Here is a 22,708-nt window from a genome sequence, read left to right as displayed (position 1 = left end):
CAAGTACAGGCGCCTCAATGGCGCCGGTACATCAACACGCCATAATCCTCCTGCACAATCGCGAATCGCGAGCGATCAACGTGTCTGCAGTTCGTCTATAAATGACTCTGCCGGGATCAAGGCCCGGCGGGGTCCTCGCCGTTCAGCTATTGACACAAACCGATGAAATTGAGCATTTTGTTTTATTTGCGCAGGTTGGGGCTCAGGTGCAGTATATCCAGCCCGATCTCCACCCAGCGCTCGGCCTCACCCGCCAGTGCGAAGCTGTCGGGAGCCAGTAGCCACTGGTACAAAATGCCGTCGATGTATGCATGTATGGCGACCGCTGCCCTTTCGGGATCCAGATCGTCCGGCAACTGGCCACGCTTCATCGCATTGCGCAACGACAACGCGATACGCACGTTGCAATCGAGACTGACCTGGCGCCGCTGCTGGCGCAAATCGCACATTTCATCGGTGAATTCGCACTTATGAAACAAAATCTCATTAATGCGTCGGGTTTTCGGGTCCAGGGCCACCTGTTGGAACAACCGCACCAGCAGCTTGCGAACACAACCCAGGGGGTCAAGCTCCTCTTCACTTTCACTGGCGCGGGCCAGATCGTCGAGCGGCTCGTGCAAGGTATCGAGCATGGCCTGGAGCAGGTCCGCCTTATTGCTGAAATGCCAGTAGATGGCACCGCGCGTTACACCGGCCAGCGTCGCGATGTCAGCCAGTGTCGTGCGGGCCACACCGCGCTCGAAAAAGGCTTTTTCGGCCGCTTCGAGTATCTGGCTGCGAGTCTCCAGAGCTTCCTCTTTGGTACGACGGACCATGGCAGTAAACACCTCAATCAGGATGCGTAAGCAATGCGTAAGGATCAACTGAACAAAATGTGAGGCGGCGTTTTTCACAACGCTTCTGCGACCTGCGCAGGCCTTTTGTCAGGCTTTTGTAAATACCGATGGTACGCAATTTGGGTGTTTACAAACAACCGTGTACGTAAGTATATTTCTTAGCATCCTACTAATTGTTTATCTCGCTCTTTTTCACCTTCCACTTTCTTGTGCGCCTCTTACGCGCCTGGACCCGAGGAGTTCCATGCAATTCAAGCCAGCTGTTACCGCTCTGGTTACCGCCATCGCCCTGGCATCGCTGCTCAGCGGATGTAAAAAGGAAGAGGCGGCACCTGCCGCACCGGCTCCTCAGGTCGGCGTCGTAACCCTCAAGACCCAGCCGTTCACCCTGACGTCGGAGCTTCCCGGTCGCACCAGCGCGTTCCGCATCGCGGAAGTTCGTCCGCAAGTCAACGGCATCATCCTCAAGCGCCTGTTCAAGGAAGGTGCCGACGTCAAAGCCGGCCAGCAGCTGTATCAGATTGACCCGGCCATGTACGAAGCGACCCTCAAAAGCGCCGAAGCAAACCTGCGCTCAACCAAGTCCATTTCCGATCGCTATAAACAATTGGTGGACGAACAGGCCGTCAGCCGCCAGGAATACGACACCGCCTTGGCCAACCGCCTGGAGTCGGAAGCCAATCTGCAGACCGCCCAGATCAATGTGCGCTACACCAAGGTCTACGCACCGATTTCCGGTCGCATCGGTCGCTCCTCGGTGACAGAGGGTGCGCTGGTCAGCAACGGCCAGGCCGATGCCCTGGCAACCATTCAGCAACTGGACCCGATTTACGTCGACGTGACGCAGAGTTCCGTGGAACTGCTGCAACTGCGCCGTGAACTGGAAAGCGGCCGCCTGCAGAAGGCTGGCGACAACGCCGCCATGGTCAAACTGACCCTGGAAGACGGCAGCCAATATGCCCATGAGGGCAAGCTGGAGTTCTCCGAAGTGTCGGTCGACCAGACCACCGGTTCGGTAACCCTGCGCGCGGTGTTCCCTAACCCTGACCACACCCTGCTGCCGGGCATGTTCGTCCACGCGCAATTGCAGGCCGGGGTCAACAGCGCGGCGATTCTCGCGCCGCAGCAAGGCGTGACCCGCGACCTCAAAGGCATGCCGACCGCCCTGGTGGTGGGCCCGGACAACAAGGTCGAGCTGCGCCAGCTCAAGGCCAGCCGTACCGTCGGTAGCCAGTGGCTGATCGAAGACGGGCTCAAGGCTGGCGATCGTTTGATCACCGAAGGGTTGCAGTACGTACGGCCAGGGGTGGAAGTCAAAGCCACTGAGGCCACCAACGTTGGCGCAAAGAACCCGGCCCCCGCACAGGCAGCTGACAAAGCCGCCGGCGGCAAAGGGGAGTAAACCATGTCGAAATTTTTTATCGACCGTCCGATTTTCGCCTGGGTTATCGCCCTGGTGATCATGTTGGTCGGGGCCCTGTCGATCCTCAAATTGCCGATCAACCAATACCCCAGCATCGCGCCGCCGGCCATTGCGATCCAGGTCACCTACCCGGGCGCATCCGCGCAGACCGTGCAGGACACCGTGGTGCAGGTCATCGAGCAACAGCTCAACGGCATCGATAACCTGCGTTATGTCTCCTCGGAAAGTAACTCCGACGGCAGCATGACCATCACGGCGACCTTCGAACAAGGCACCAACTCCGATACCGCCCAGGTGCAGGTCCAGAACAAGTTGAACCTGGCCACCCCGCTGCTGCCGCAAGAAGTGCAGCAACAGGGCATCCGCGTGACCAAGTCAGTGAGAAACTTCCTGATGGTGATCGGCGTGGTGTCGCGCGACGGCAGCATGACCCGGGAAGACCTGTCCAACTACATCGTGTCCAACATGCAGGACCCGATCTCGCGCACAGCCGGTGTCGGTGACTTCCAGGTCTTCGGTGCCCAGTACGCAATGCGAATCTGGCTCGACCCGGCCAAGCTGAATAACTACAGCCTGACCCCGGTAGATGTGACCAACGCCATTTCCGCGCAGAACGTCCAGATCGCGTCCGGCCAACTCGGCGGCTTGCCTGCCCTGCCCGGTCAGCAACTGAACGCCACCATTATTGGCAAGACCCGCCTGCAGACCGCCGAACAGTTCAAGGCCATCTTGCTCAAGGTCAATCCGGATGGCTCGCAAGTGCGCGTCGGCGACGTGGCAGATGTCGCCCTGGGCGGCGAGAGCTACAGCATCAATGCCCAGTTCAACGGTGCCCCGGCCTCCGGTCTGGCAGTGAGACTGGCCACCGGTGCCAACGCCCTCGACACGGCCAAGGCCCTGCGCCAGACCGTCGAAGATCTCAAGCCGTTCTTCCCGCAAGGCCTGGAAGTGGTGTTCCCCTACGACACCACACCGGTGGTGAGCGAGTCGATCAAGGGTGTGGTTGAAACCCTGATCGAAGCGGTTGCCCTGGTGTTCCTGGTGATGTTCCTGTTCCTGCAGAACTTCCGCGCCACCATCATCACCACGATGACGGTGCCGGTGGTATTGCTCGGCACTTTCGGGATCCTCGCGGCATTCGGCTTCAGCATCAACACCCTGACCATGTTCGGCATGGTGCTGGCCATCGGTTTGCTGGTGGACGATGCCATCGTCGTGGTGGAGAACGTCGAACGGGTCATGAGTGAAGAAGGCCTGTCACCCAAGGAAGCCACCAAGAAATCCATGGGCCAGATCCAGGGCGCCCTGGTGGGTATCGCCCTGGTGCTCTCGGCGGTGCTGCTGCCGATGGCGTTTTTTGGCGGCTCCACCGGCGTGATCTACAAGCAGTTTTCCATCACCATCGTCTCGGCCATGGCCCTGTCGGTACTGGTGGCCCTGATCTTTACCCCGGCCCTGTGCGCCACCATGCTCAAGCCGATTCCCAAGGGTGAGCACGGCACGCCGAAACGCGGCTTCTTCGGCTGGTTCAACCGCACCTTCGACCGCGGCGTCCGAAGCTACGAGCGCGGTGTGGGCAACATGCTCAAGCACAAGGCGCCGTACCTGCTGGCCTATGTGATCATCGTGGTTGGCATGGTCTGGCTGTTCACCCGCATCCCGACGGCGTTCCTGCCGGAAGAAGACCAGGGCGTGCTGTTTGCCCAGGTGCAGACCCCGGCCGGTTCCAGCGCCGAACGGACCCAGGTGGTGGTGGACAACATGCGCGAGTTCCTGCTGCGTCCAAGCAAGGATGGCGGTGAAGGCGATGGCGTGGCCTCGGTGTTCACCGTGACCGGCTTCAACTTCGCTGGTCGTGGCCAGAGCTCCGGCCTGGCGTTCATCATGCTCAAGCCGTGGGAAGAGCGTGACGCAGAGAACAGTGTGTTCAAAATCGCTGGCCGCGCCCAGCAACACTTCTTCACCTTCCGCGACGCAATGGTGTTTGCCTTCGCTCCGCCGGCGGTGATGGAACTGGGTAACGCCACCGGTTTCGACGTGTTCCTGCAGGACCGCGCCGGCATCGGCCATGAGAAGCTGATGGAAGCCCGTAACCAGTTCCTGGGCATGGCTTCCCAGAGCAAGATTCTCTCCCAGGTGCGTCCGAACGGCCTGAATGACGAGCCGCAGTACCAGTTAGAAATCGATGACGAGAAGGCCAGCGCCCTGGGCATCACCCTCTCGGACATCAACAACACCCTGTCGGTTGCCCTGGGCAGTAGCTACGTGAACGACTTCATCGACCGTGGTCGGGTGAAGCGGGTGTACGTCCAAGGTCAGCCGAATGCACGCATGAGCCCCGAAGACCTGCAGAAGTGGTATGTGCGCAACAGCGCCGGGACTATGGTGCCGTTCAGCGCATTCGCCAAGGGCGAATGGGTCTACGGCTCGCCGAAACTGGCCCGTTACAACGGCGTGGAAGCAATGGAAATTCTGGGGTCCCCGGCCCCGGGTTACTCCACCGGTGAAGCCATGGCCGAAGTCGAGGCCATCGCCCAGAAACTGCCGGCCGGCGTCGGTATTTCCTGGACGGGTTTGTCCTACGAGGAACGTCTTTCCGGCTCCCAGGCGCCTGCGTTGTACGCCTTGTCGCTGCTGATGGTATTCCTCTGCCTGGCTGCGCTGTATGAAAGCTGGTCGATTCCGATCGCGGTCATGCTCGTGGTACCACTGGGGATCATCGGTGCCTTGATGGCGACCAGCCTGCGCGGCCTGTCCAACGACGTGTACTTCCAGGTGGGCTTGTTGACGACCATCGGTCTGGCGGCGAAAAACGCTATTCTGATCGTGGAATTCGCCAAGGAACTTCACGAACAGGGCCGCACGCTGGTGGAAGCCGCCATTGAAGCCTGTAGGATGCGTCTAAGGCCGATCATCATGACGTCCCTGGCGTTCGTTCTCGGCGTGGTGCCGTTGGCGATTTCCACCGGCGCAGGTTCAGGCAGCCAGCACGCCATCGGCACCGGTGTGATCGGCGGTATGTTGACCGCCACCATCCTGGCGATTTTCTGGGTGCCATTGTTCTTCGTGACTGTGTCGTCGATAGGCCGTCGCAAAAATATCGACCAGGACGACACTCCTGAAACTTCTAAAGAGGCTGGCCAATGAGCAAGTCGCTCCTCTCTCTGACCATCGCCGCCGTCGTGCTCAGCGGCTGCTCGCTGATCCCCGATTATCAGCGGCCCGAAGCACCGGTCGCCACGCAGTACCCGCAAGGTCCGGCCTACGAGCCGGCCAAGGCGGCCAGCCAGGCCGCCGCCGAACAGGGCTGGAAACAGTTTTTCCATGACCCGGCCTTGCAACAGCTGATCCAGGTTGCCCTGGAAAACAACCGCGACCTGCGCGTCGCGGCGCTGAATATCGATGCTTACGCCGCGCAATACCGCATCCAGCGGGCGGACCTGTTCCCGGCGGTCTCGGCCACCGGTTCCGGCAGCCGTCAGCGAGTACCGGCACGGGCGTCGCAAACCGGTGAGGCAGCCATCAGCAGCTCCTACTCCGCGACCCTGGGCATCAGTGCTTATGAACTGGACTTGTTCGGCCGGGTGCGCAGCCTGAGCGAGCAAGCGCTGCAAAGCTACTTCGCCACCGAAGAGGCCCGTCGCAGTACCCAGATCAGCCTGGTGGCCAGCGTTGCCAACGCCTACCTGACCTGGCAGGCCGACAAGGAACTGCTCAAGCTGACCCAGGAAACCCTGGGCACCTACGAGCAAAGCCTCAAGCTGACCTCGCGCAGCGCCGAAGTCGGCGTGGCCTCGGCCCTGGACCTGAGCCAGGCACGCACGGCGGTGGAAAACGCCCGCGTACAACTGGCGCGCTATACCCGCCAGGTGGCTCAGGATGAAAACAGCCTGACCCTGCTGCTGGGCACCGGTCTGCCGTCCAACCTGAGCACCCAACCGCTGAGCGATGACCTGCTCAGCGAAGTGCCGGCGGGGTTGCCGTCAGACCTGTTGCAACGTCGCCCAGACATCCTCCAGGCCGAACGCAACCTGCTGGCCGCCAACGCCAACATCGGCGCCGCACGGGCCGCGTTCTTCCCCAGCATCAGTCTGACGGCCAACGCCGGCACCCTGAGCCCGGACCTGTCCGGCCTGTTCAAGGGCGGTTCGGGCACCTGGACCTTCGCCCCGCAAATCAACCTGCCGATCTTCAACGCCGGCAGCCTGCGGGCAAGCCTGGATTACGCCAAAATCCAGAAAGACATCAACGTCGCCAATTACGAGAAGTCGATTCAGACCGCGTTTCAGGAAGTCTCCGACGGCCTGGCCGCACGCCGGACCTACAATGAACAGTTGCAGGCCCAGACCGCCTTCGTCGCCGCCAACCAGGACTACTACAGCCTGGCCGAGCGTCGCTATCGCATCGGTGTCGACAGCAACCTGACCTTCCTCGACGCCCAACGTCAGTTGTTCAGCGCCCAACAATCGCTGATCACCGACCGCCTGGCGCAACTGACCAGCGAGGTCAATCTGTACAAGGCGTTGGGCGGTGGTTGGAATGCCGAACCCGGCAAGAACGAACCGGTGGCGGAGAAAGCGCCGCCGTTGAAACTGTTCTGACTTGATGCCTGAACGCTGAAACACGAAGCCCACCGGAAGGTGGGCTTTTTGTTTGTGCACGCTGTGTGGGAGCAAGGCTTGCCCGCGATGGCGGCCTGACAGTCGGCCAGGGTTTTGTTGATTGCGTACATATCCGTTTCTGCGGTAACGGCCACTTAGGGTTCCGCCCTTACGGCGGGTCACTTTCGAAAATCCGGAAGCCGGCCCAGGCGAAAGTAAGCAAAACGCTTCTGCCCCACCACTCGGTGCCTCGCCTAGGCTCGGCATGCCCGCACTCCGGCATTGCTCCGTGGGCCCGCCGCGAAGGGCCATCCATGGCCCAGCGCGGCTACCTCGGCATCCATGCCGAGGTGCCCACTGCGCAATGCCTGCGTTCGGCCAGCGTGGTTAACGGGGCGCCCGAGATCAACGTCCACCGCGAGGCGGCCTGATAGCCGACCTGATTTTTGGTGATCGCGTTCCTCCTGTGGGAGCGAGCTTGCTCGCGAAGAGGCCAGCACATCCAACATCGCCGCAAACTGACCCTACGCTATCGCGAGCAGGCTCGCTCCCACATAGGTTTGCGGGTGTTCACAACATTCGCACACGATACAAAAACCTGTGGGAGCGAGCTTGTTCGCGATGACGCCAGCACATCCAACACCACCGCAAACTGTCCCTCCGCCATCGCGAGCAAGCTCGCTCCCACAGTTGGATCGGGGTATGGCCGGAGAGACAGGTCGGCTGTCAGACCGCCTTCGCGAGCGGGCTCGCTCTCACAATGGGATCGGCGTACGACCGGGAGAGCCAGGTCGGCTACTAGGCCGCCTCGCGGTGGACGTTGATCTCGGGCGCCCCGTTAACCACGCTGGCCGAACGCAGGCATTGCGCAGTGGGCATCCCGGCATGGATGCCGGGATAGCCGCGCTGGGCCATGGATGGCCCTTCGCGGCGGGCCCACGGAGCAATGCCGGAGTGCGGGCATGCCGAGCCTAGGCGAGGCACCGAGTGGTGGGGCAGAAGCGTTTTGCTTACTTTCGCCTGGGCCGGCTTCCGGATTTTCGAAAGTGACCCGCCGTAAGGGCGGAACCCTAAGTCGCCGTTACCGCGAAATGGATATGTACTCAGTCAAAAACATCCTGGCCGACTGTAGGCCGCCATCGCGATCAGGCTCACTCCCACAAAGATCCAATCAATTTTTGCCGTTCGATAATCGCCCAAAACCCGCAAACGACAATTGAACCGATCCCAGCCGGCCCTTCACCATCCCTCGCACAAAACCAATAACAACAGGTTCGATGCCATGCCCATAGACCCCGCCTCATCCGGCTGATCCTTCGATCGCCTTACCGTCCAGCTCCACAGTGCCGACTGCAACCCAAGGTTGCGGCAGCGACCCGCTTTGCCCACAAAAACTAGAGACATGCCCATGAAACCTACACAGCATTTGTTTCCCAGCCTTATCGCTATCGCCCTGTCTGGCGCCACCCTGCCCGTCCTGGCCGCAGAGTCGGGTTTTGTCGAGGACGCCAAGGTCAATCTCAACCTGCGCAACTTCTACATCAACCGCAACTTCACCAACCCGGCTAACGCCCAAGGCAAAGCCGAGGAATGGACCCAGAGTTTCATTCTCGACGCCAAGTCCGGCTTCACTCAGGGCACAGTCGGTTTCGGTATGGACGTGCTGGGCATGTACTCGCTCAAGCTCGACGGTGGTCGCGGCACTGCCAATACCGCCTTGTTACCGGTGCATGACGATGGCCGCCCGGCCGATGACTTTGGTCGCCTGGGTGTCGCACTCAAGGCCAAGGTGTCGAAAACCGAGTTGAAGGTGGGCGAATGGATGCCGGTGCTGCCGATCCTGCGCTCTGACGATGGCCGGTCCCTGCCGCAGACTTTCCGCGGCGGTCAGGTCACCTCCACCGAGATCAACGGCCTGAGCCTGTACGGCGGCCAGTTCCGCGCCAACAGCCCGCGTAACGACGCGAGCATGGAAGACATGTCGATGAACGGCCGCGGCGCGTTCACGTCCGACCGCTTCAATTTCGGCGGCGGCGAATACGCTTTCAACGACAAGCGCACTCAGGTCGGCGTCTGGTACGCGGAACTGTCGGACATCTACCAGCAAAAATATTTCAACCTGACCCACAGCCAGCCCATCGGTGACTGGACCCTGGGCGCCAACCTGGGCTACTTCATCGGCAAGGAAGAAGGCAGTGCCCTGGCGGGCGACCTGGACAACAAGACCGCGTTCGCCATGCTCTCGGCCAAATACGGTGGCAACACCTTCTACGTCGGCCTGCAAAAACTCAGCGGCGACGATGGCTGGATGCGCGTCAACGGCACCAGCGGCGGCACCCTGGCCAACGACAGCTACAACTCCAGCTACGACAACGCCCAGGAAAAATCCTGGCAAGTGCGCCACGACTTCAACTTCGCCGCCGTCGGCGTACCGGGCCTGACCCTGATGAACCGCTACATCAGCGGTGACAACGTACACACAGGCACCATCACCGACGGTAAGGAATGGGGTCGCGAAAGCGAACTGGCCTACACCGTACAGAGCGGTGCGTTGAAGAGCCTCAATGTGAAATGGCGTAATTCGACGATGCGTCGGGATTACAGCACCAATGAGTTCGATGAGAACCGGCTGATCGTCAGCTATCCGATCAGCTTGTTGTAAAAGCCAAACATGGGTGGAGGCTGTACCGGCGTCATCGCGAGCAGGCTCGCTCCCACAGGGGGATCAGTGTCGAGCATAAAATTTGTGCTCACTGAAGATCCAGTGTGGGAGCGAGCCTGCTCGCGATGGCGTCATCACATTCAACATCGATGCAAGCTGACCCACCGCTTTCGCGAGCAAGCTCGCTCCCACAGGGGGATCAGCGTTGAGCATAAAATTTGTGCTCACTGAAGATCCAGTGTGGGAGCGAGCCTGCTCTCGATGGCGTCATCACATTCAACATCGATGCAAGCTGACCCACCGCTTTCGCGAGCAAGCCCGCTCCCACAGGGGATCAGTGTCGAGCATAAAATTTGTGCTCACTGAAGATCCAGTGTGGGAGCGAGCCTGCTCGCGATGGCGTCATCACATTCAACATCATCGCCAACTGACCCACCGCTTTCGCGAGCAAGCTTTGCTCCCCCAGTCTTGACTTCCACAGGGATTGGCGGTGGATCTCAAGCCCGTGATTCGACGCCCAGTTCATCCCACACCGACTCGGCCAGGTGGAAGGTGGCGTTGGCCGCGGGGATGCCGCAATAGATAGCACTCTGCATGATCACTTCCTTGATCTCGCTGCGGCTCACACCATTATTGGCAGCAGCGCGCAGGTGCAGTTTGAGTTCTTCGCTGCGGTTCATGCCGATCAGCATGGCGATGGTGATCAGGCTGCGGGTGTGGCGCGGCAGGCCCGGGCGGGTCCATATGTCGCCCCAGGCATGACGAGTGATCATCTCCTGGAATTCGCTGTTGAACTCAGTCAAGGCATTCAGGCTGCGGTCGACGTGGGCATCGCCCAGCACCGCGCGGCGTACTTGCATGCCTTCGTCGTAACGTTGCTTCTCGTCCACAAAATACTCCCTCAAGAACGACTGGAACCCAGCAGGAAAGCCAGCACCCGTTCGCTGAACGCAGCGCCGGCCTGGACGTTGGACAGATGCGCGGCATGGAATTCGGCGTATTCGGCGCCGTTGACCCGCTCCTGGATAAAGTGCCCGCCCGACGGTGGGGTCACGGCATCTTCGGTGCCGGCGACCACCAAGAGCGGCACGCGAATCGACGACAACTGCTCGCGGAAATCGGCATCGCGCACCGCCGCGCAGTTAGCCGCGTAGCCCTGGGGCGAAGTGGCAGCAAGCATGTCGGTGATTTTCCTGACCCTCTCTGGATGAGCCTGGGCAAAGTCCGATGTGAACCAACGGGCAATCGAGGCATCCCGCAGCGCGACCATCGCCGCCTTGCCATCACGCAGTACGGTTTCGATCCGCGGGTCCCATACGGATGGGTCGCCGATCTTGGCGGCGGTGTTGCACACCACCAGTTTGTGCAGCCGCTCACCGGCATTGATCCCCAGCCATTGGCCGATCAATCCGCCCATGGACAACCCACAGAAATGCACCTTGTCGATGTTCAGCTGATCGAGCATCGCCAGCACGTCGCGGCCCAGTTGTTCGATGCTGTACGGCCCTTCAGTCACCAATGATTGACCGTGCCCACGCGTGTCGAAACGCAGCACGCGAAAGTGTTCACTGAAGGCGGCGATCTGCTCGTCCCACATGTGCAGGTCGGTGCCCAGGGAGTTGGAGAGCACCAGCACCGGGCCATCCTGCGGTCCATCGAAACAATAGTTCAGTTCGCCTTCGGCGAGTTTGACGAATCCCACAACAGTCTCCTTTCAGGCGTTCAAGGCAAGGTGTTCAGCCACCGCGCGCGCGACCCAGGTCTGGGCCTGGCCGAGGTAGTGGGCGGGGTCGAGCAAATGATCCAGCTCAGCGGCAGACAACTGCGCAGTGACTTGGGGCTCGTCCCCCAACACGCCCCGCAAATGACGCTGCTCCGCCACGGCGCGTTTGCAACATTGCTCCAACAGATGATGCGCGGTGTCGCGTCCGACCCGCTGGGCCAGGACGATGCTCACCGCCTCGGCCAGCACCAACCCTTGGGTCAGTTCCAGATTGCGAGCCATGCGCGCCGCGTCCACTTCCAGACCTTCGGCCAGCAGCCGCGCCTGTTGCAGGGCGCCGGACACCAGGCAGCAGATCTCCGGCAAGGTTTCCCATTCGGCGTGCCACAGGCCCAGGCTGCGTTCGTGCTCCTGGGGCATGGCGCTGAACAGCGTCGACAACAGGCCAGGGACTCGGGTCGCCGCACCGATCAGCACCGCCGCGCCCACCGGGTTACGTTTGTGCGGCATGGTGGACGAACCGCCCTTGCCCGGCGCCGAGGGTTCGAACGCTTCACCGGCCTCGGTCTGCATCAACAAGCTGATGTCGCGGCCCAGTTTGCCCAGGCTGCCGGCGATCAACCCCAGTACCGAACCGAACTCAACCAGGCGATCGCGTTGGGTGTGCCACGGCTGCTCCGGCAAGCTCAGTTGCAGCTCGGCGGCCAGGGCTTCGGCGATGGGCAAGGCCTGCTCACCCAGTGCGGCAAGCGTTCCGGAGGCACCACCGAACTGCAACACCAGCAAGCGCGGTTTGAGCTCATTCAGGCGCTGGCGGCTACGGGTGATGGCTCCCAGCCAACCGGCGATTTTCATGCCCAGGGTCACCGGTGTTGCCTGTTGCAACCAAGTGCGCCCGGCCAATGGCGTGGCGGCGTAGCGTTCGGCTTGGCGGGCGAGAATCGTGGCCAGTTGCACCAGTTCGCCTTCAATCAAAGCCAATGCCTGGCGCAGTTGCAGCACCAACCCACTGTCCATCACGTCCTGACTGGTAGCCCCCAAGTGCACATAGCGCTCAGCCTCGGCGTCTTGCGCGGCAATGCGCTTGCCGAGGGCCTTGACCAGTGGAATCGCCGAATTACCCGCCGTGGCAATCGCCTCGCTCAACGCCGAAAAATCGTACAACTGCGCGTCACAGGCCTTCTCGATCGGAGCCACTGCACTGACAGGGATCAAGCCCACCTTCGCTTCAGCCCGGGCCAGCGCCGCCTCGACATCGAGCATGGCCTGCACCCGGCCCGCATCACAAAACACCTCGCGCATGTGGCGGGTGGTGAAGTAGGCATCAAAGAGCTGATTACCCGGTCGTTCGCTCATAAAAAGTCCTTGGGTGTGCAGGTCTGCCGGCCTGACGCGGTTGGGTCAAAAGCTGCGACGTAAATACGTGGGTTGTCGCACATCCTATTCATCACCCCCGCAGGCCAACCCTACGCCTTCGGGTGGAACAGGGTCATCAGTATTTTGTACGACCCACGCCCCACCGTTGTTGCGGGGCTGGGCCAAGAGCCTTCGCCACACGGGTTTCAATCAGTAGTCGAAGAACACCGTCTCGGCATCCGTCCCCTGCAAAACCACGTTCCACTGATACACGCCCGAAGCATCGGGCTTGCTCACGATAGTGGCGCGACGTTCCTCGGGCACGCAGGCCAGCAGCGGGTCGGTTTCGTTGGCCTGCTCGCCATCGAAGTAGATTCGCGTCAGCAAATGCTTGACCAGACCGCGGGCGAACACCAGCACGACAAGATGCGGCGCCTGGGTCGTGCCGCCAAGGCCCGGCACGGAGCCCGGCTTGATGGTGGTGAAACGAAAACGCCCTTCGGCATCCACCGGCACCCGGCCAAAGCCTTCGAAATTCGGGTCCAGGGGCTTGTCCTGGTCGTCTTCCGGGTGTGCGTATTTGCCGGCGGCGTTGGCCTGCCAGACTTCCAGCATCGCGTCATTGACGAATTCGCCGTTGCCGTCGATCACCTGCCCGGTGATCGCCACGCGCTGGCCGAGGGTTTGGGCGACGGTCAGGTCTTCGCGGTTCAGCCAGGTCAGGCCGATGTGGTAGTAAGGACCAACGGTGTGGGAGGTGGTGGCAGTGAGCGTCATCTTATTTCTCCATCGGCGTGGCATCGCGGCCGCGCAATACGATGTCCCAGCGATAACCGAGGGCGTAGTGAGGAATGGTTTTTTCCAGGTCGAAACGGGCGATCAGACGTTCCTTGGCGCTGGTGTCCGGCACGCAGTTGTAGATCGGATCGTAGGCCAGGAGTGGGTCGCCGGGGAAATACATCTGCGTCACCAGGCGCGTCAGGATGCTCGGGCCGAACAGTGAGAAATGGATGTGCGCCGGGCGCCAGGCATTGTGATGGTTGCCCCACGGGTAGGCGCCGGGCTTGATGGTCTGGAACTGGTACCAGCCACCGGCGTCGGTGACGGTGCGACCGGTGCCGGTGAAGTTCGGGTCCAGCGGTGCGTCGTGCAGGTCGCGGTCATGGTTGTAACGACCGGCGGCGTTGGCCTGCCAGATCTCCACCAGGATGCCAGGGACGGGTTGGCCATGCTCATCCAGCACGCGCCCGTGAATGATGATTCGCTCCCCCAGTGGCTCGCCGGCATGCTGGGCAGTCAGGTCGTTGTCCTTCTCCTGCAGGCGATCGGCACCTACGGTCGGACCGGTAATTTCCGACAGCGAATGGGGCAGGTACACCAACGGCTTTGAAGGCGAGCGCAGGTTGGTGGACTGGTACGGCGGGTGCAGGTACTCCGGTTGGGTGCCCGCTTGGGGGCGACGATAACCAGGCTTGTCAGTCATGAAGCATTCCTCGGTTTCTTATTAGTGGAACGACGTGTCAGACGCGTTCGATTGCCAACGCCAGACCCTGGCCGACGCCGACACACATGGTCGCCAGGCCTTTCTTGCCACCGGTCTTTTCCAGATGATGCAGCGCCGTCAGCACCAGCCGTGCTCCGCTCATACCCAGCGGATGGCCGAGGGCGATGGCGCCGCCATTGGGGTTCACCTGCGGCGCGTCGTCCGCCAGCCCCAGATCGCGCAGCACCGCCAGGCCCTGGCTGGCGAAGGCTTCGTTGAGTTCGATCACATCAAAGTCTGCGACCGCCAGGCCCAGGCGCTCAGTGAGTTTGCGCACCGCGGGCACCGGGCCGATGCCCATCACCCGTGGGGCCACGCCGGCACTGGCCATGCCCAACACTTTACCCCGAGGCGTCAGCCCGTGTTTTTTCACCGCTTCGGCCGAAGCCAGGATCATAGCCGCCGCGCCATCATTCACGCCCGAGGCGTTGCCGGCCGTGACGGTTTTGTCTGGACCGTTGACCGGTTTGAGTTTGCTCAAGGTCTCCAGCGTGGTGTCGGCGCGAGGATGCTCGTCCTGCTCGACCACGGTTTCGCCTTTCTTGTGGGCTACGCGCACCGGGACGATTTCCTCGGCGAAATACCCTGCGGCCTGGGCTGCCGCCGTGCGCTGCTGACTGCGCAGGGCGAAAGCATCCTGGTCAGCGCGGGACACTGCGTAATCATCGGCCACGTTATCGGCGGTCTGGGGCATCGCGTCCACACCGTACTGGGTTTTCATCAACGGGTTGATGAAGCGCCAGCCGATGGTGGTGTCTTCCAGTTTCATGTTGCGGGAGAACGCGGCATCGGCCTTGCCCATCACGAACGGTGCGCGGGACATCGACTCCACGCCGCCGGCGATGGCCAATTCCATTTCGCCGCTGGCGATGGCGCGGAACGCCGTGCCGACGGCGTCCATGCCCGAGGCGCAGAGGCGGTTGAGGGTTACGCCGGGAATGCTCTGCGGCAGGCCAGCCAGCAGCAGCGCCATGCGCGCCACGTTGCGGTTGTCTTCCCCGGCCTGGTTGGCGCAACCGAGAAACACTTCGTCCACGGCAGTCCAGTCCACCGATGGGTTGAGTTCCATCAGCGCCTTGATCGGCACCGCGGCCAGGTCATCAGCGCGCACCGCGGCCAAACCGCCCCCGAAGCGACCGATGGGGGTTCGAATCGCATCACAGATATAAACGTCGCGCATCACGCTTCTCCCGGTGCCTGGCCGTGGGCCGCGGCAGTGCGAGCTTCCAGGTCGCGCAGTGCGCGCAGCTCTGTTTCGGTCGGCTCGGCGGTGGTTTGCACCTGGCCGGCAAAACGAATCGCCCAACCGGTGGCGGCAACGACTTGCTCGCGGGTCACGCCGGGGTGCAGCGCAGTGACCACGAACTCATGGCTGCCGGCTTCCGGCTCCATGATGCACAAGTCGGTGATGATACCGACCGGACCTGCGCCCGGCAGGCCCAGGCGTTTACGCGAATCCCCGCCCTCGCCGTGACCGACCGAGGTGATGAAATCCAGCTTGTCGACAAACGAGCGCGCCGACTGCTTGAGGATGATCAGCACGCTCTTGGCCGAACCGGCGATTTCCGGTGCACCACCGGCGCCCGGCAAGCGGACTTTCGGTTGATGGTAGTCGCCCACCACCGTGGTGTTGATGTTGCCGAACCGGTCGACCTGAGCTGCACCGAGAAAGCCGACGTCGATGCGTCCGCCCTGCAACCAGTAGCGAAAAATCTCACCGGTGGGTACGACAGTGTCCGCGGTTTCAGCCAGCTCACCATCACCGATAGACAGTGGCAATACGCTGGGTTTGGCCCCGATCGGACCGGACTCGTAGATCAGAACGACATCCGGCGACGAGGTCAGCCGCGCCAGGTTGGCTGCCTTCGATGGCAGGCCGATGCCCACGAAGCACACAGCGTTGTTCTGCAATCGACGGGCTGCGGCGACGGTCATCATTTCATTGGTGGAGTACGTCATTATTTCACCTGCGAAGTGGCAGCCAGTCGGGCCTGGAATTCACTGAAATCTTTCGTTGCGTGGATGTATTCATTGATCCATGCGGTAAAGGTCTCACGGTCCCGGGCGATCGGATCCCACGCCTGGTAGAAACGGTTGTCACGTTCGGTGTAGCCGTGCGCGTAGGAAGGATGAGCGCCGCCCGGTACATGGCACACCGCGCTCAGCGCCCAGGTCGGCAGCACGCAGGCGTTCATCGGTGCGTTGAGGTCATCGACGATTTCTTCCACGGTGACGATGCAGCGCTTGGCGGCCAGGGCGGCTTCTTTCTGCACGCCGAGAATGCCCCACAACAGGACGTTGCCCTTGCGGTCGGCTTTTTGAGCGTGGATCACTGTAATGTCCGGGCGCACGGATGGCACGGCGGCCAGCACTTCCCCGGTGAAGGGGCAGGTCACGGTTTTGATCAACGGATTGACCTTTGGCAGGTCGGAGCCGGCGTAGGCCCGCAGCACCGCGAATGGCAGGCCCGAGGCCCCGGCGACGTAGGCATTGGCCAGGTCGGCGTGGCTGTGCTCTTCGATCTCCAGCGGCTGCGGCCATTGTTTTTCCACGGCATCGCGCAGCCGGTGCAGGGAGCCCACCCCAGGATTGCCGCCCCAGGAGAAAATCAGCTTGCGAGCACAACCGGCGCCGATCAACTGGTCGTAGATCAGGTCGGGCGTCATCCGCACCAGGGTCAGGTCTTTCTTGCCCTGGCGAATGATTTCATGACCCGCCGCCGTCGGAATCAGGTGAGTGAAGCCTTCGAGCGCGACGGTATCGCCGTCATTGACGAATTGCTTCACTGCGTCGTGCAGCGAAAGGATTTCAGCCATGGGGCAGGCTCCCGTTTTTCAGTAGACCAAGATGAAGAAAAAGGCGCGAGGTTAAGCGCCGGAGTGACTGAAGATTAAGCTCGGGGTGACAGCCAAACAATCCGATAATCGACTGAGTGTTCGTTTATCGAACAGATTGTTGTTTGGCTATCGATTTCCCAGACACCCTGATCCTGTGGGAGCGAGCCTGCTCGCGATTGAGGTGGGTCAGTCAACACTTATGCAAGTTGACCCACCGCTATCGCGAGCAGGCTCGCTCCCACCGGTCTGTCGCAAGGTTCAGATCATTGGCTCACGTCGCATCCGCATGACTGACCATACCCTTGATCACCACCGCCGCAGTCGCCAGGGCCGCTGGAATGACCAGGGCGGTCAGGACCTGTTCGAAGTTCCAGCCCAGGCCCAACAATGTCGCGCCCATCCAGGCGCCGAGGATCGCGCCGAACCGGCCGATACCCAGCATCCACGAGACACCGGTGGCCCGGCCTTGGGTCGGATAGAACCGCGCCGCCAGCGACGGCATCGCCGATTGCGCGCCGTTGACGCACATGCCGGCCACCAGCACCAACGTGGCAAGCAAGGTAATGTTGCCCAGACTCTGCCCTACCGCGTAGGCGAATATCCCGGCCATCAAGTAGAAAATGCCGATGACTTTGTGCGGATTGAACCGATCCATCGCCCAACCCACCCCAACCGCGCTCAATACGCCGCCGAACTGAAACAACGCCCCGATAAACGCCGCCTGCTCCATGCTCGCGCCGCTGTCGCGCATCAGCGTCGGCAACCAACTGGTCAGCAGGTAAACAATTACCAGCCCCATGAAATAGGTCAGCCACAACAAGAGCGTCCCGGCGCTGTAGGTGCCGGAGAAAATCACCGCCAGCACGTTGCGGGCTTTAACGATTTTTTGTTCCGGCACACTGAAACTCGCCGCCTGGGCGACGGTGTGCGGATCGATCGGGGCCAGGGTCTTGCGCACCTTGTCCGTGCCGCGATTGCGCACCACCAGATAACGTGCCGACTCCGGCAACCAGAACACCAGCACCACCGCCAGGATCAACGGCAGGATCCCGCCGATCAGCAGCAGACTGTGCCAACCGAACGCCGGTATCAACTTGGCCGAGATAAACCCGCCGCCGGCCATGCCCAGGTTGAAGCCGCAGAACATGCTGGTCACCAGCAACGACTTTTTACGCTCCGGGGTGTATTCCGACAGCAAGGTAGTGGCGTTCGGCATACCGGCGCCCAACCCCAGGCCGGTCAGAAAGCGCAGCACCAGCAATTGATCGATGTTGGTGCTGTAAGCCGATGCCAGGCTGAACGCGCCGAACAGCACGACCGCGCCTACCAGCACAACTTTTCGGCCGAAACGGTCTGCCAACGGACCGGAGCCGAGAGCCCCGAAGACCATGCCGATCAGCGCCGCACTCATGACCGGACCCAGGCTGGCCCGATCAATGCCCCAGTCCTGAGAGAGCGCCGGAGCGATGAAGCCCATGGCCGCAGTGTCGAGGCCGTCGAGAAAAACAATCAGAAAGCACAGAATCACTACCCGCCATTGATAGCGCGAGATGGGTTGAGCGTTGATGAAGGACTGCACGTCGAGGCAATTGCCTACGGAGGTCTGGGGTTGGTTCATCTTGTTTTTATTCCACGCAAGAAAACGCAGGCGAACAGAGGCCCGGCAAATAAACCGCAAGGCTGCAAAAAAGGTGTTGGTTAGCGGGCGATCCGGGACAGACAGGTCGGTCGATCGTCAAGGTGAAGGCCGAGCAAGGTATACATGGCAGGTGTGCCTCTCATTATTATTGGGCCGCCATCCATCGGTCGAGCCAGGCTCGATCACGTCGGATGACGCTGCCGCGACATTAATGATCCGAGGCAAATACCGTCAATTCGTCAGAGGCGACTCTGTGCGTTTATCGAACAGCTTAAGTGAACAGTTGCGCGCTCAAGTCGCGGCTGGCTCCCAACAGCCCCGGCAGGAAGCGCTGTTCCAGTTCATTGCGGCTGACCCGCCCGGCATGGGTACTGACATTCAGCGCCGCCACCACCTGGCCGGAGGCGTCGTAGACTGGCACGGCAATCGAGCGCAGCCCCTGCTCCAGTTCCTGATCGACGATGCACCATCCCTGCTGCCGCACCTCTTGCAAACACTCCAGCAAAGCCTGGGGAGTGTGCAGGGTCCGGCTGGTCTTGGCCTGCAGGTCGGCATGGTCGAGGTAATCACGCAGGGAAGCGTCGTCCAGTGCCGCCAGAAGAATCCTGCCCATCGAGGTGCAATAGGCCGGCAGACGTCCACCGACGGACAGGTCCACGGATATCAGCCGCTGGGTGGTGGCCGAACGGGCGATATAAAGAATGTCGTCGCCTTCAAGCGTCGCCATATTACAGGCCTCATGCAGCTGTTCGCTCATGCGATCCAGATACGGCTGCGCGGACACGGCCAGAGGCGTCGATGACAGATAGGCATGGCCCAGGGTCAATACTTTGGGCAGCAGCGAATAGGTTCGTCCGTCGGTGGTGGCGTAGCCGAGTTTGATCAAGGTATGCAGGCAACGTCTGACGGCGGCGCGGGGAATTTCCGTGCGGTGGCTGATCTGAGCGATGGTCAAGTGCCGCTTGCGCTCCTGGAACGCCTGGACCACGGCCAACCCTCGGGCCAGGGACGTCATGAAGTCCGGGTCACCGGTCAGGGCCTGGATGCGCTTGGCCGGCGAAGCAACGATGGGTGGCGCTACAGAAGCAAAGGCGTTGCGCAATTGGTCGTTCATATCTGGTCCTTCCCGGGGAATGGCGGCTATTACAAGCGGCTGCCCGCTGAGCAGACAAGGGCTGGCTGTCAGCACCGTTCGATTATCGAACCATCAACCGATAATCGCAATCAAGGCACCCTACCCCCCTCTTGCTTCTGTGTGAAGGGTTGATAAATAAGTAAGACGACACGAGTATTGAACGTAGTTCGCGCCAGCAGAGTGGATAGCGACATTGTCTGGCATTGCCTGAAACCTAATTGCCACAAGTTGCACATACAAATATTGATTCACACAACAACAGATTCTTTTAACTTTTCCCGATAGTGTTCTTCGGGCAGCCCGCTATAATGCACCACAGTGACGGTGCGGCAATCGACCGCTCCCGTCCGCAGGCATTGCAGGTTTCTATCCTGCGTGGTGCCGGCAGCCGGTGCCCGAAGCACCCGGATGGCGCTTCCCCGTATCGGCGGTATACGAAACTCCTGATGCTACGTCAGCTGTCAGCTCTGGTGCCGTGGCCGTCTGCATGTCTACATGCAGTGCGTATCACCAGATCCAATTCAATCCATTAGGTAATACTGTGACGAAAGACGAACTGCGCGCGGAACTTGAGCGCCAGGAACAACGTTACAAGGAAGTTTACGGCGGGGAAATCACCACCTACGCCGCGCAACCTGAACCGGAACGCAAACCCTGGCGTAAACGCGCCACCGTTCAGGACCAGGCCTTTACCCAGGAACTTCAGAAAATGGAACAGGAACTCAAAGCGGAAGAGCGGTAATGCTCAGCGCTTGATGTTCTTGTGAAGCGGTATCCGGCCGACACCCTGGCCGGCCCCGTACCGGACGCCCGCCATGAGCGGGCCGCCATTTCCCCGACAACGGTCGAGGAATGGCCTTGGCTTACCTTCTTTTCGGATTTTTCGCACAACCGCTTAAGGCTCTTGCAACGACGAGCGGCCCCTTGCCTGGCGCGTTTTCCGTTCCCGAATCAATGGCTTGCGCAACCCGCTAAAAGCCAGGGTTCGAAAGGGTGCCTGCAAATTATTTCGTTGAAGAATGTTACCGATGAGCAGGCAATGCATCGATTACCGAGGTTTTCTGGCATAATCGCGCCCCCTTACGACCGGGTCAGAAAACCTTCATGATCGATTTATTTAGCGGACTGGATGCTTGGGTGCTTGTGAGCCTCTTGCTCGCCCTGGCCTTTGTCCTCGCCTTCGAGTTCATCAACGGCTTTCATGACACCGCAAACGCGGTGGCCACTGTTATCTACACCAAAGCCATGCCGCCTCATCTGGCGGTGTTCTTTTCCGGTGTGTTCAACTTCCTCGGCGTGCTGCTGGGCGGTGTGGGCGTGGCGTATGCCATCGTTCACCTGCTGCCGGTAGAGCTGCTGATCAATGTGAACACCGGACACGGGCTGGCCATGGTGTTTTCGCTGCTCGCAGCGGCCATCACCTGGAACCTGGGCACCTGGTATTTCGGTATCCCAGCCTCCAGCTCCCACACGCTGATTGGTTCGATCCTCGGCGTGGGCCTGGCCAACGCGCTGATCAACGATATCCCGTTGGCCGACGGAGTGAACTGGCAAAAGGCAATCGATATCGGTGCCTCCCTGGTGTTCTCGCCCATGGCGGGCTTCCTGATTGCCGCACTGGTATTGATCAGTCTGAAGTGGTGGCGTCCGCTGTCGAAGATGCACAAGACGCCGGAACAGCGCCGCAAGATCGATGACAAGAAACACCCCCCGTTCTGGAATCGCCTGGTGCTGGTCATTTCAGCCATGGCCGTCAGCTTCGTCCACGGCTCCAACGATGGCCAGAAAGGTATCGGCCTGATCATGCTGGTGCTGATCGGTATCGTACCGGCGCAGTTCGTGCTTGACCTGAACAGCACCACCTACCAGATCGAGCGTACCCGCGACGCGACGTTGCACCTGAGCCAGTTCTACCAGCGCAACAGCGAATCGCTGGGTGAATATCTGGCGCTGGGCAAAAGCGTGAAGGGCGATCTGCCAGAGAAATTCCGCTGCAACCCGCAGCAGACCGAGCCCACCATTGCGGCGCTGCTCGACACCCTCAAAGGCGTGGCGGATTACCAATCGCTGCCGTCGGAAAGCCGCATCGAGGTTCGCCGCTACCTGCTCTGCCTGGATGACACGGCGAAGAAGGTTGGCAAGCTGCCAGGCCTGGCAGCTCGGGAAAAAGACGACCTGAACAAGCTGCGCAAGGACCTGACCGCCACCACCGAATACGCCCCGTTCTGGGTGATTCTGGCAGTCGCCCTGGCCCTGGGCCTGGGCACCATGGTCGGCTGGAAGCGTGTGGTGCTGACCATCGGTGAGAAGATCGGCAAGCAAGGCATGACCTACGCTCAAGGTATGTCGGCGCAAATCACCACGGCGTGCATGATCGGTGCGGCGAACATCTTCAGCCTGCCGGTTTCCACCACCCACGTACTGTCGTCCGGCGTGGCGGGCACCATGGTCGCCAACAAGAGCGGTCTGCAAGGTGGCACGGTACGGACCATCCTGCTGGCCTGGGTACTGACCCTGCCGGCGACAGTGGCCCTCTCGGCCGCGCTGTTCTGGCTGGCGTCCAAGGCCATCGGCAGCTGATATCAGCGGCTTGCAAAAAAGGTGCGACCCTTACGGTTCGCACCTTTTTTTATGCCCGGACACCTGACTACTGTGGGAGCGAGCTTGCTCGCGATGGCGCCGGGTCAGTCAACACATGTATCTACAGACATACCGCTATCGCGAGCAAGCTCGCTCCCACAATGGGCTTGTGTGGAACAGGGGAAATCTGCTCAAAAAAAAGGGCGACCGAAGTCGCCCAAAATGCCTTGCGTGCTCGTTGTAGCTGGAAAGACCTACGGCTTTTTGCGCTTGTGTGCATCTTTCCAGATGAATAATCCGAAGCCGGCGAAAAACACGAACATGAGGCCGACGGTCAACACTCCGGCAAACACCACATTATCGAAAAACATGA

General features: G+C 60.9%; 18 protein-coding genes. 6 read left to right on the top strand and 12 right to left on the bottom strand.

Annotated features, from left to right (window positions below):
* Positions 1 to 182: 182 nt before the first annotated feature.
* Positions 183 to 815, bottom strand: a complete 633-nt coding sequence (locus PSH91_RS06690) for a TetR family transcriptional regulator (RefSeq protein ID WP_305467654.1) — start codon at positions 813 to 815, stop codon at positions 183 to 185.
* Between the two features lie 265 nt (positions 816 to 1,080).
* On the opposite strand from PSH91_RS06690, the gene PSH91_RS06685 reads away from it, so the two are divergent.
* From PSH91_RS06685 to PSH91_RS06670, 4 genes are all read left to right on the top strand, one after another.
* Entirely contained in the window at positions 1,081 to 2,238 is a 1,158-nt protein-coding gene (locus PSH91_RS06685; RefSeq protein ID WP_047228031.1) for an efflux RND transporter periplasmic adaptor subunit, read from the top strand.
* A 3-nt stretch (positions 2,239 to 2,241) separates the two neighbouring features.
* A complete protein-coding gene (gene emhB, locus PSH91_RS06680; protein WP_305467652.1) occupies positions 2,242 to 5,406 on the top strand; it encodes an efflux RND transporter permease subunit EmhB in 3,165 nt (1,054 codons plus the stop codon).
* Positions 5,403 to 6,860 carry an AdeC/AdeK/OprM family multidrug efflux complex outer membrane factor gene (adeC, locus tag PSH91_RS06675; RefSeq protein WP_047228033.1) on the top strand — a complete coding sequence of 486 codons (1,458 nt, stop codon included), beginning with the start codon at positions 5,403 to 5,405 and terminating at the stop codon, positions 6,858 to 6,860. The genes emhB and adeC overlap by 4 nt, the downstream gene beginning before the upstream one ends.
* A 1,408-nt stretch (positions 6,861 to 8,268) precedes the next feature.
* Entirely contained in the window at positions 8,269 to 9,522 is a 1,254-nt protein-coding gene (locus PSH91_RS06670) for an OprD family porin (protein ID WP_076386014.1), read from the top strand.
* 497 nt (positions 9,523 to 10,019) lie between these two features.
* Here PSH91_RS06670 and pcaC read toward each other — a convergent pair whose 3' ends face one another.
* The 10 genes from pcaC to pcaR all read right to left on the bottom strand — a co-directional run bounded on the left by pcaC (position 10,020) and on the right by pcaR (position 19,734).
* A complete protein-coding gene (pcaC, locus tag PSH91_RS06665) occupies positions 10,020 to 10,412 on the bottom strand; it encodes a 4-carboxymuconolactone decarboxylase (protein ID WP_047228308.1) in 393 nt (130 codons plus the stop codon).
* Between the two features lie 11 nt (positions 10,413 to 10,423).
* Positions 10,424 to 11,224: a 3-oxoadipate enol-lactonase gene (gene pcaD / locus PSH91_RS06660; RefSeq protein WP_305467648.1), complete on the bottom strand. Its 801-nt coding sequence runs from the start codon at positions 11,222 to 11,224 to the stop codon at positions 10,424 to 10,426.
* A gap of 12 nt (positions 11,225 to 11,236) precedes the next feature.
* Complete coding sequence (locus PSH91_RS06655) at positions 11,237 to 12,601, bottom strand: 3-carboxy-cis,cis-muconate cycloisomerase (RefSeq protein ID WP_305467647.1); 1,365 nt, start codon at positions 12,599 to 12,601, stop codon at positions 11,237 to 11,239.
* Positions 12,602 to 12,811: 210 nt separating this feature from the next.
* A complete protein-coding gene (gene pcaG, locus PSH91_RS06650) occupies positions 12,812 to 13,378 on the bottom strand; it encodes a protocatechuate 3,4-dioxygenase subunit alpha (RefSeq protein ID WP_047228311.1) in 567 nt (188 codons plus the stop codon).
* Position 13,379: 1 nt separating this feature from the next.
* Entirely contained in the window at positions 13,380 to 14,084 is a 705-nt protein-coding gene (pcaH, locus tag PSH91_RS06645) for a protocatechuate 3,4-dioxygenase subunit beta (protein WP_305467646.1), read from the bottom strand.
* A gap of 37 nt (positions 14,085 to 14,121) precedes the next feature.
* Positions 14,122 to 15,327: a 3-oxoadipyl-CoA thiolase gene (pcaF, locus tag PSH91_RS06640; protein ID WP_305467645.1), complete on the bottom strand. Its 1,206-nt coding sequence runs from the start codon at positions 15,325 to 15,327 to the stop codon at positions 14,122 to 14,124.
* A complete protein-coding gene (locus PSH91_RS06635) occupies positions 15,324 to 16,106 on the bottom strand; it encodes a CoA-transferase subunit beta (protein ID WP_305468509.1) in 783 nt (260 codons plus the stop codon). The genes pcaF and PSH91_RS06635 overlap by 4 nt, the downstream gene beginning before the upstream one ends.
* On the bottom strand, positions 16,103 to 16,960 hold the full coding sequence (locus PSH91_RS06630) for a CoA transferase subunit A (protein ID WP_047228315.1): 858 nt from the start codon (positions 16,958 to 16,960) through the stop codon (positions 16,103 to 16,105). The genes PSH91_RS06635 and PSH91_RS06630 overlap by 4 nt, the downstream gene beginning before the upstream one ends.
* Before the next feature lie 292 nt (positions 16,961 to 17,252).
* On the bottom strand, positions 17,253 to 18,599 hold the full coding sequence (locus PSH91_RS06625) for an MFS transporter (RefSeq protein ID WP_047228316.1): 1,347 nt from the start codon (positions 18,597 to 18,599) through the stop codon (positions 17,253 to 17,255).
* 292 nt (positions 18,600 to 18,891) lie between these two features.
* Positions 18,892 to 19,734: a pca regulon transcriptional regulator PcaR gene (gene pcaR / locus PSH91_RS06620; protein ID WP_092397150.1), complete on the bottom strand. Its 843-nt coding sequence runs from the start codon at positions 19,732 to 19,734 to the stop codon at positions 18,892 to 18,894.
* A gap of 562 nt (positions 19,735 to 20,296) precedes the next feature.
* Here pcaR and PSH91_RS06615 point away from each other — a divergent pair.
* Both PSH91_RS06615 and PSH91_RS06610 read left to right on the top strand, forming a co-directional pair.
* Entirely contained in the window at positions 20,297 to 20,497 is a 201-nt protein-coding gene (locus PSH91_RS06615; protein ID WP_047228318.1) for a hypothetical protein, read from the top strand.
* Positions 20,498 to 20,859: 362 nt separating this feature from the next.
* Positions 20,860 to 22,335, top strand: a complete 1,476-nt coding sequence (locus PSH91_RS06610; RefSeq protein ID WP_047228319.1) for an inorganic phosphate transporter — start codon at positions 20,860 to 20,862, stop codon at positions 22,333 to 22,335.
* A gap of 254 nt (positions 22,336 to 22,589) precedes the next feature.
* Here the strand turns inward: PSH91_RS06610 and ccoM are convergent, their stop codons facing one another.
* Positions 22,590 to 22,706 (bottom strand): cytochrome c oxidase subunit CcoM, encoded by a 117-nt coding sequence (gene ccoM / locus PSH91_RS06605; protein ID WP_025212288.1) that lies wholly within the window; start codon positions 22,704 to 22,706, stop codon positions 22,590 to 22,592.
* Positions 22,707 to 22,708: the final 2 nt, after the last annotated feature.

The organism is Pseudomonas sp. FP1154, from assembly GCF_030687245.1.
Classification (GTDB): Bacteria; Pseudomonadota; Gammaproteobacteria; order Pseudomonadales; family Pseudomonadaceae; genus Aquipseudomonas; species Aquipseudomonas rhizophila.
The sequence above is the reverse complement of the archived record's forward strand: the minus strand, read 5'-3'. Positions and strand labels throughout refer to the sequence as shown.

What these genes read in the sequence shown, in the direction of transcription:
- PSH91_RS06630 (WP_047228315.1), bottom strand. Translation starts at nt 16,960, where the DNA reads ATGGCTGAAATCCTTTCGCTGCACGACGCAGTGAAGCAATTCGTCAAT.
- pcaG (WP_047228311.1), bottom strand. Translation starts at nt 13,378, where the DNA reads ATGACGCTCACTGCCACCACCTCCCACACCGTTGGTCCTTACTACCAC.
- PSH91_RS06690 (WP_305467654.1), bottom strand. Translation starts at nt 815, where the DNA reads ATGGTCCGTCGTACCAAAGAGGAAGCTCTGGAGACTCGCAGCCAGATA.
- ccoM (WP_025212288.1), bottom strand. Translation starts at nt 22,706, where the DNA reads ATGTTTTTCGATAATGTGGTGTTTGCCGGAGTGTTGACCGTCGGCCTC.
- pcaH (WP_305467646.1), bottom strand. Translation starts at nt 14,084, where the DNA reads ATGACTGACAAGCCTGGTTATCGTCGCCCCCAAGCGGGCACCCAACCG.
- PSH91_RS06625 (WP_047228316.1), bottom strand. Translation starts at nt 18,599, where the DNA reads ATGAACCAACCCCAGACCTCCGTAGGCAATTGCCTCGACGTGCAGTCC.
- PSH91_RS06655 (WP_305467647.1), bottom strand. Translation starts at nt 12,601, where the DNA reads ATGAGCGAACGACCGGGTAATCAGCTCTTTGATGCCTACTTCACCACC.
- PSH91_RS06610 (WP_047228319.1), top strand. Translation starts at nt 20,860, where the DNA reads ATGATCGATTTATTTAGCGGACTGGATGCTTGGGTGCTTGTGAGCCTC.
- pcaR (WP_092397150.1), bottom strand. Translation starts at nt 19,734, where the DNA reads ATGAACGACCAATTGCGCAACGCCTTTGCTTCTGTAGCGCCACCCATC.
- PSH91_RS06670 (WP_076386014.1), top strand. Translation starts at nt 8,269, where the DNA reads ATGAAACCTACACAGCATTTGTTTCCCAGCCTTATCGCTATCGCCCTG.
- adeC (WP_047228033.1), top strand. Translation starts at nt 5,403, where the DNA reads ATGAGCAAGTCGCTCCTCTCTCTGACCATCGCCGCCGTCGTGCTCAGC.
- PSH91_RS06685 (WP_047228031.1), top strand. Translation starts at nt 1,081, where the DNA reads ATGCAATTCAAGCCAGCTGTTACCGCTCTGGTTACCGCCATCGCCCTG.
- emhB (WP_305467652.1), top strand. Translation starts at nt 2,242, where the DNA reads ATGTCGAAATTTTTTATCGACCGTCCGATTTTCGCCTGGGTTATCGCC.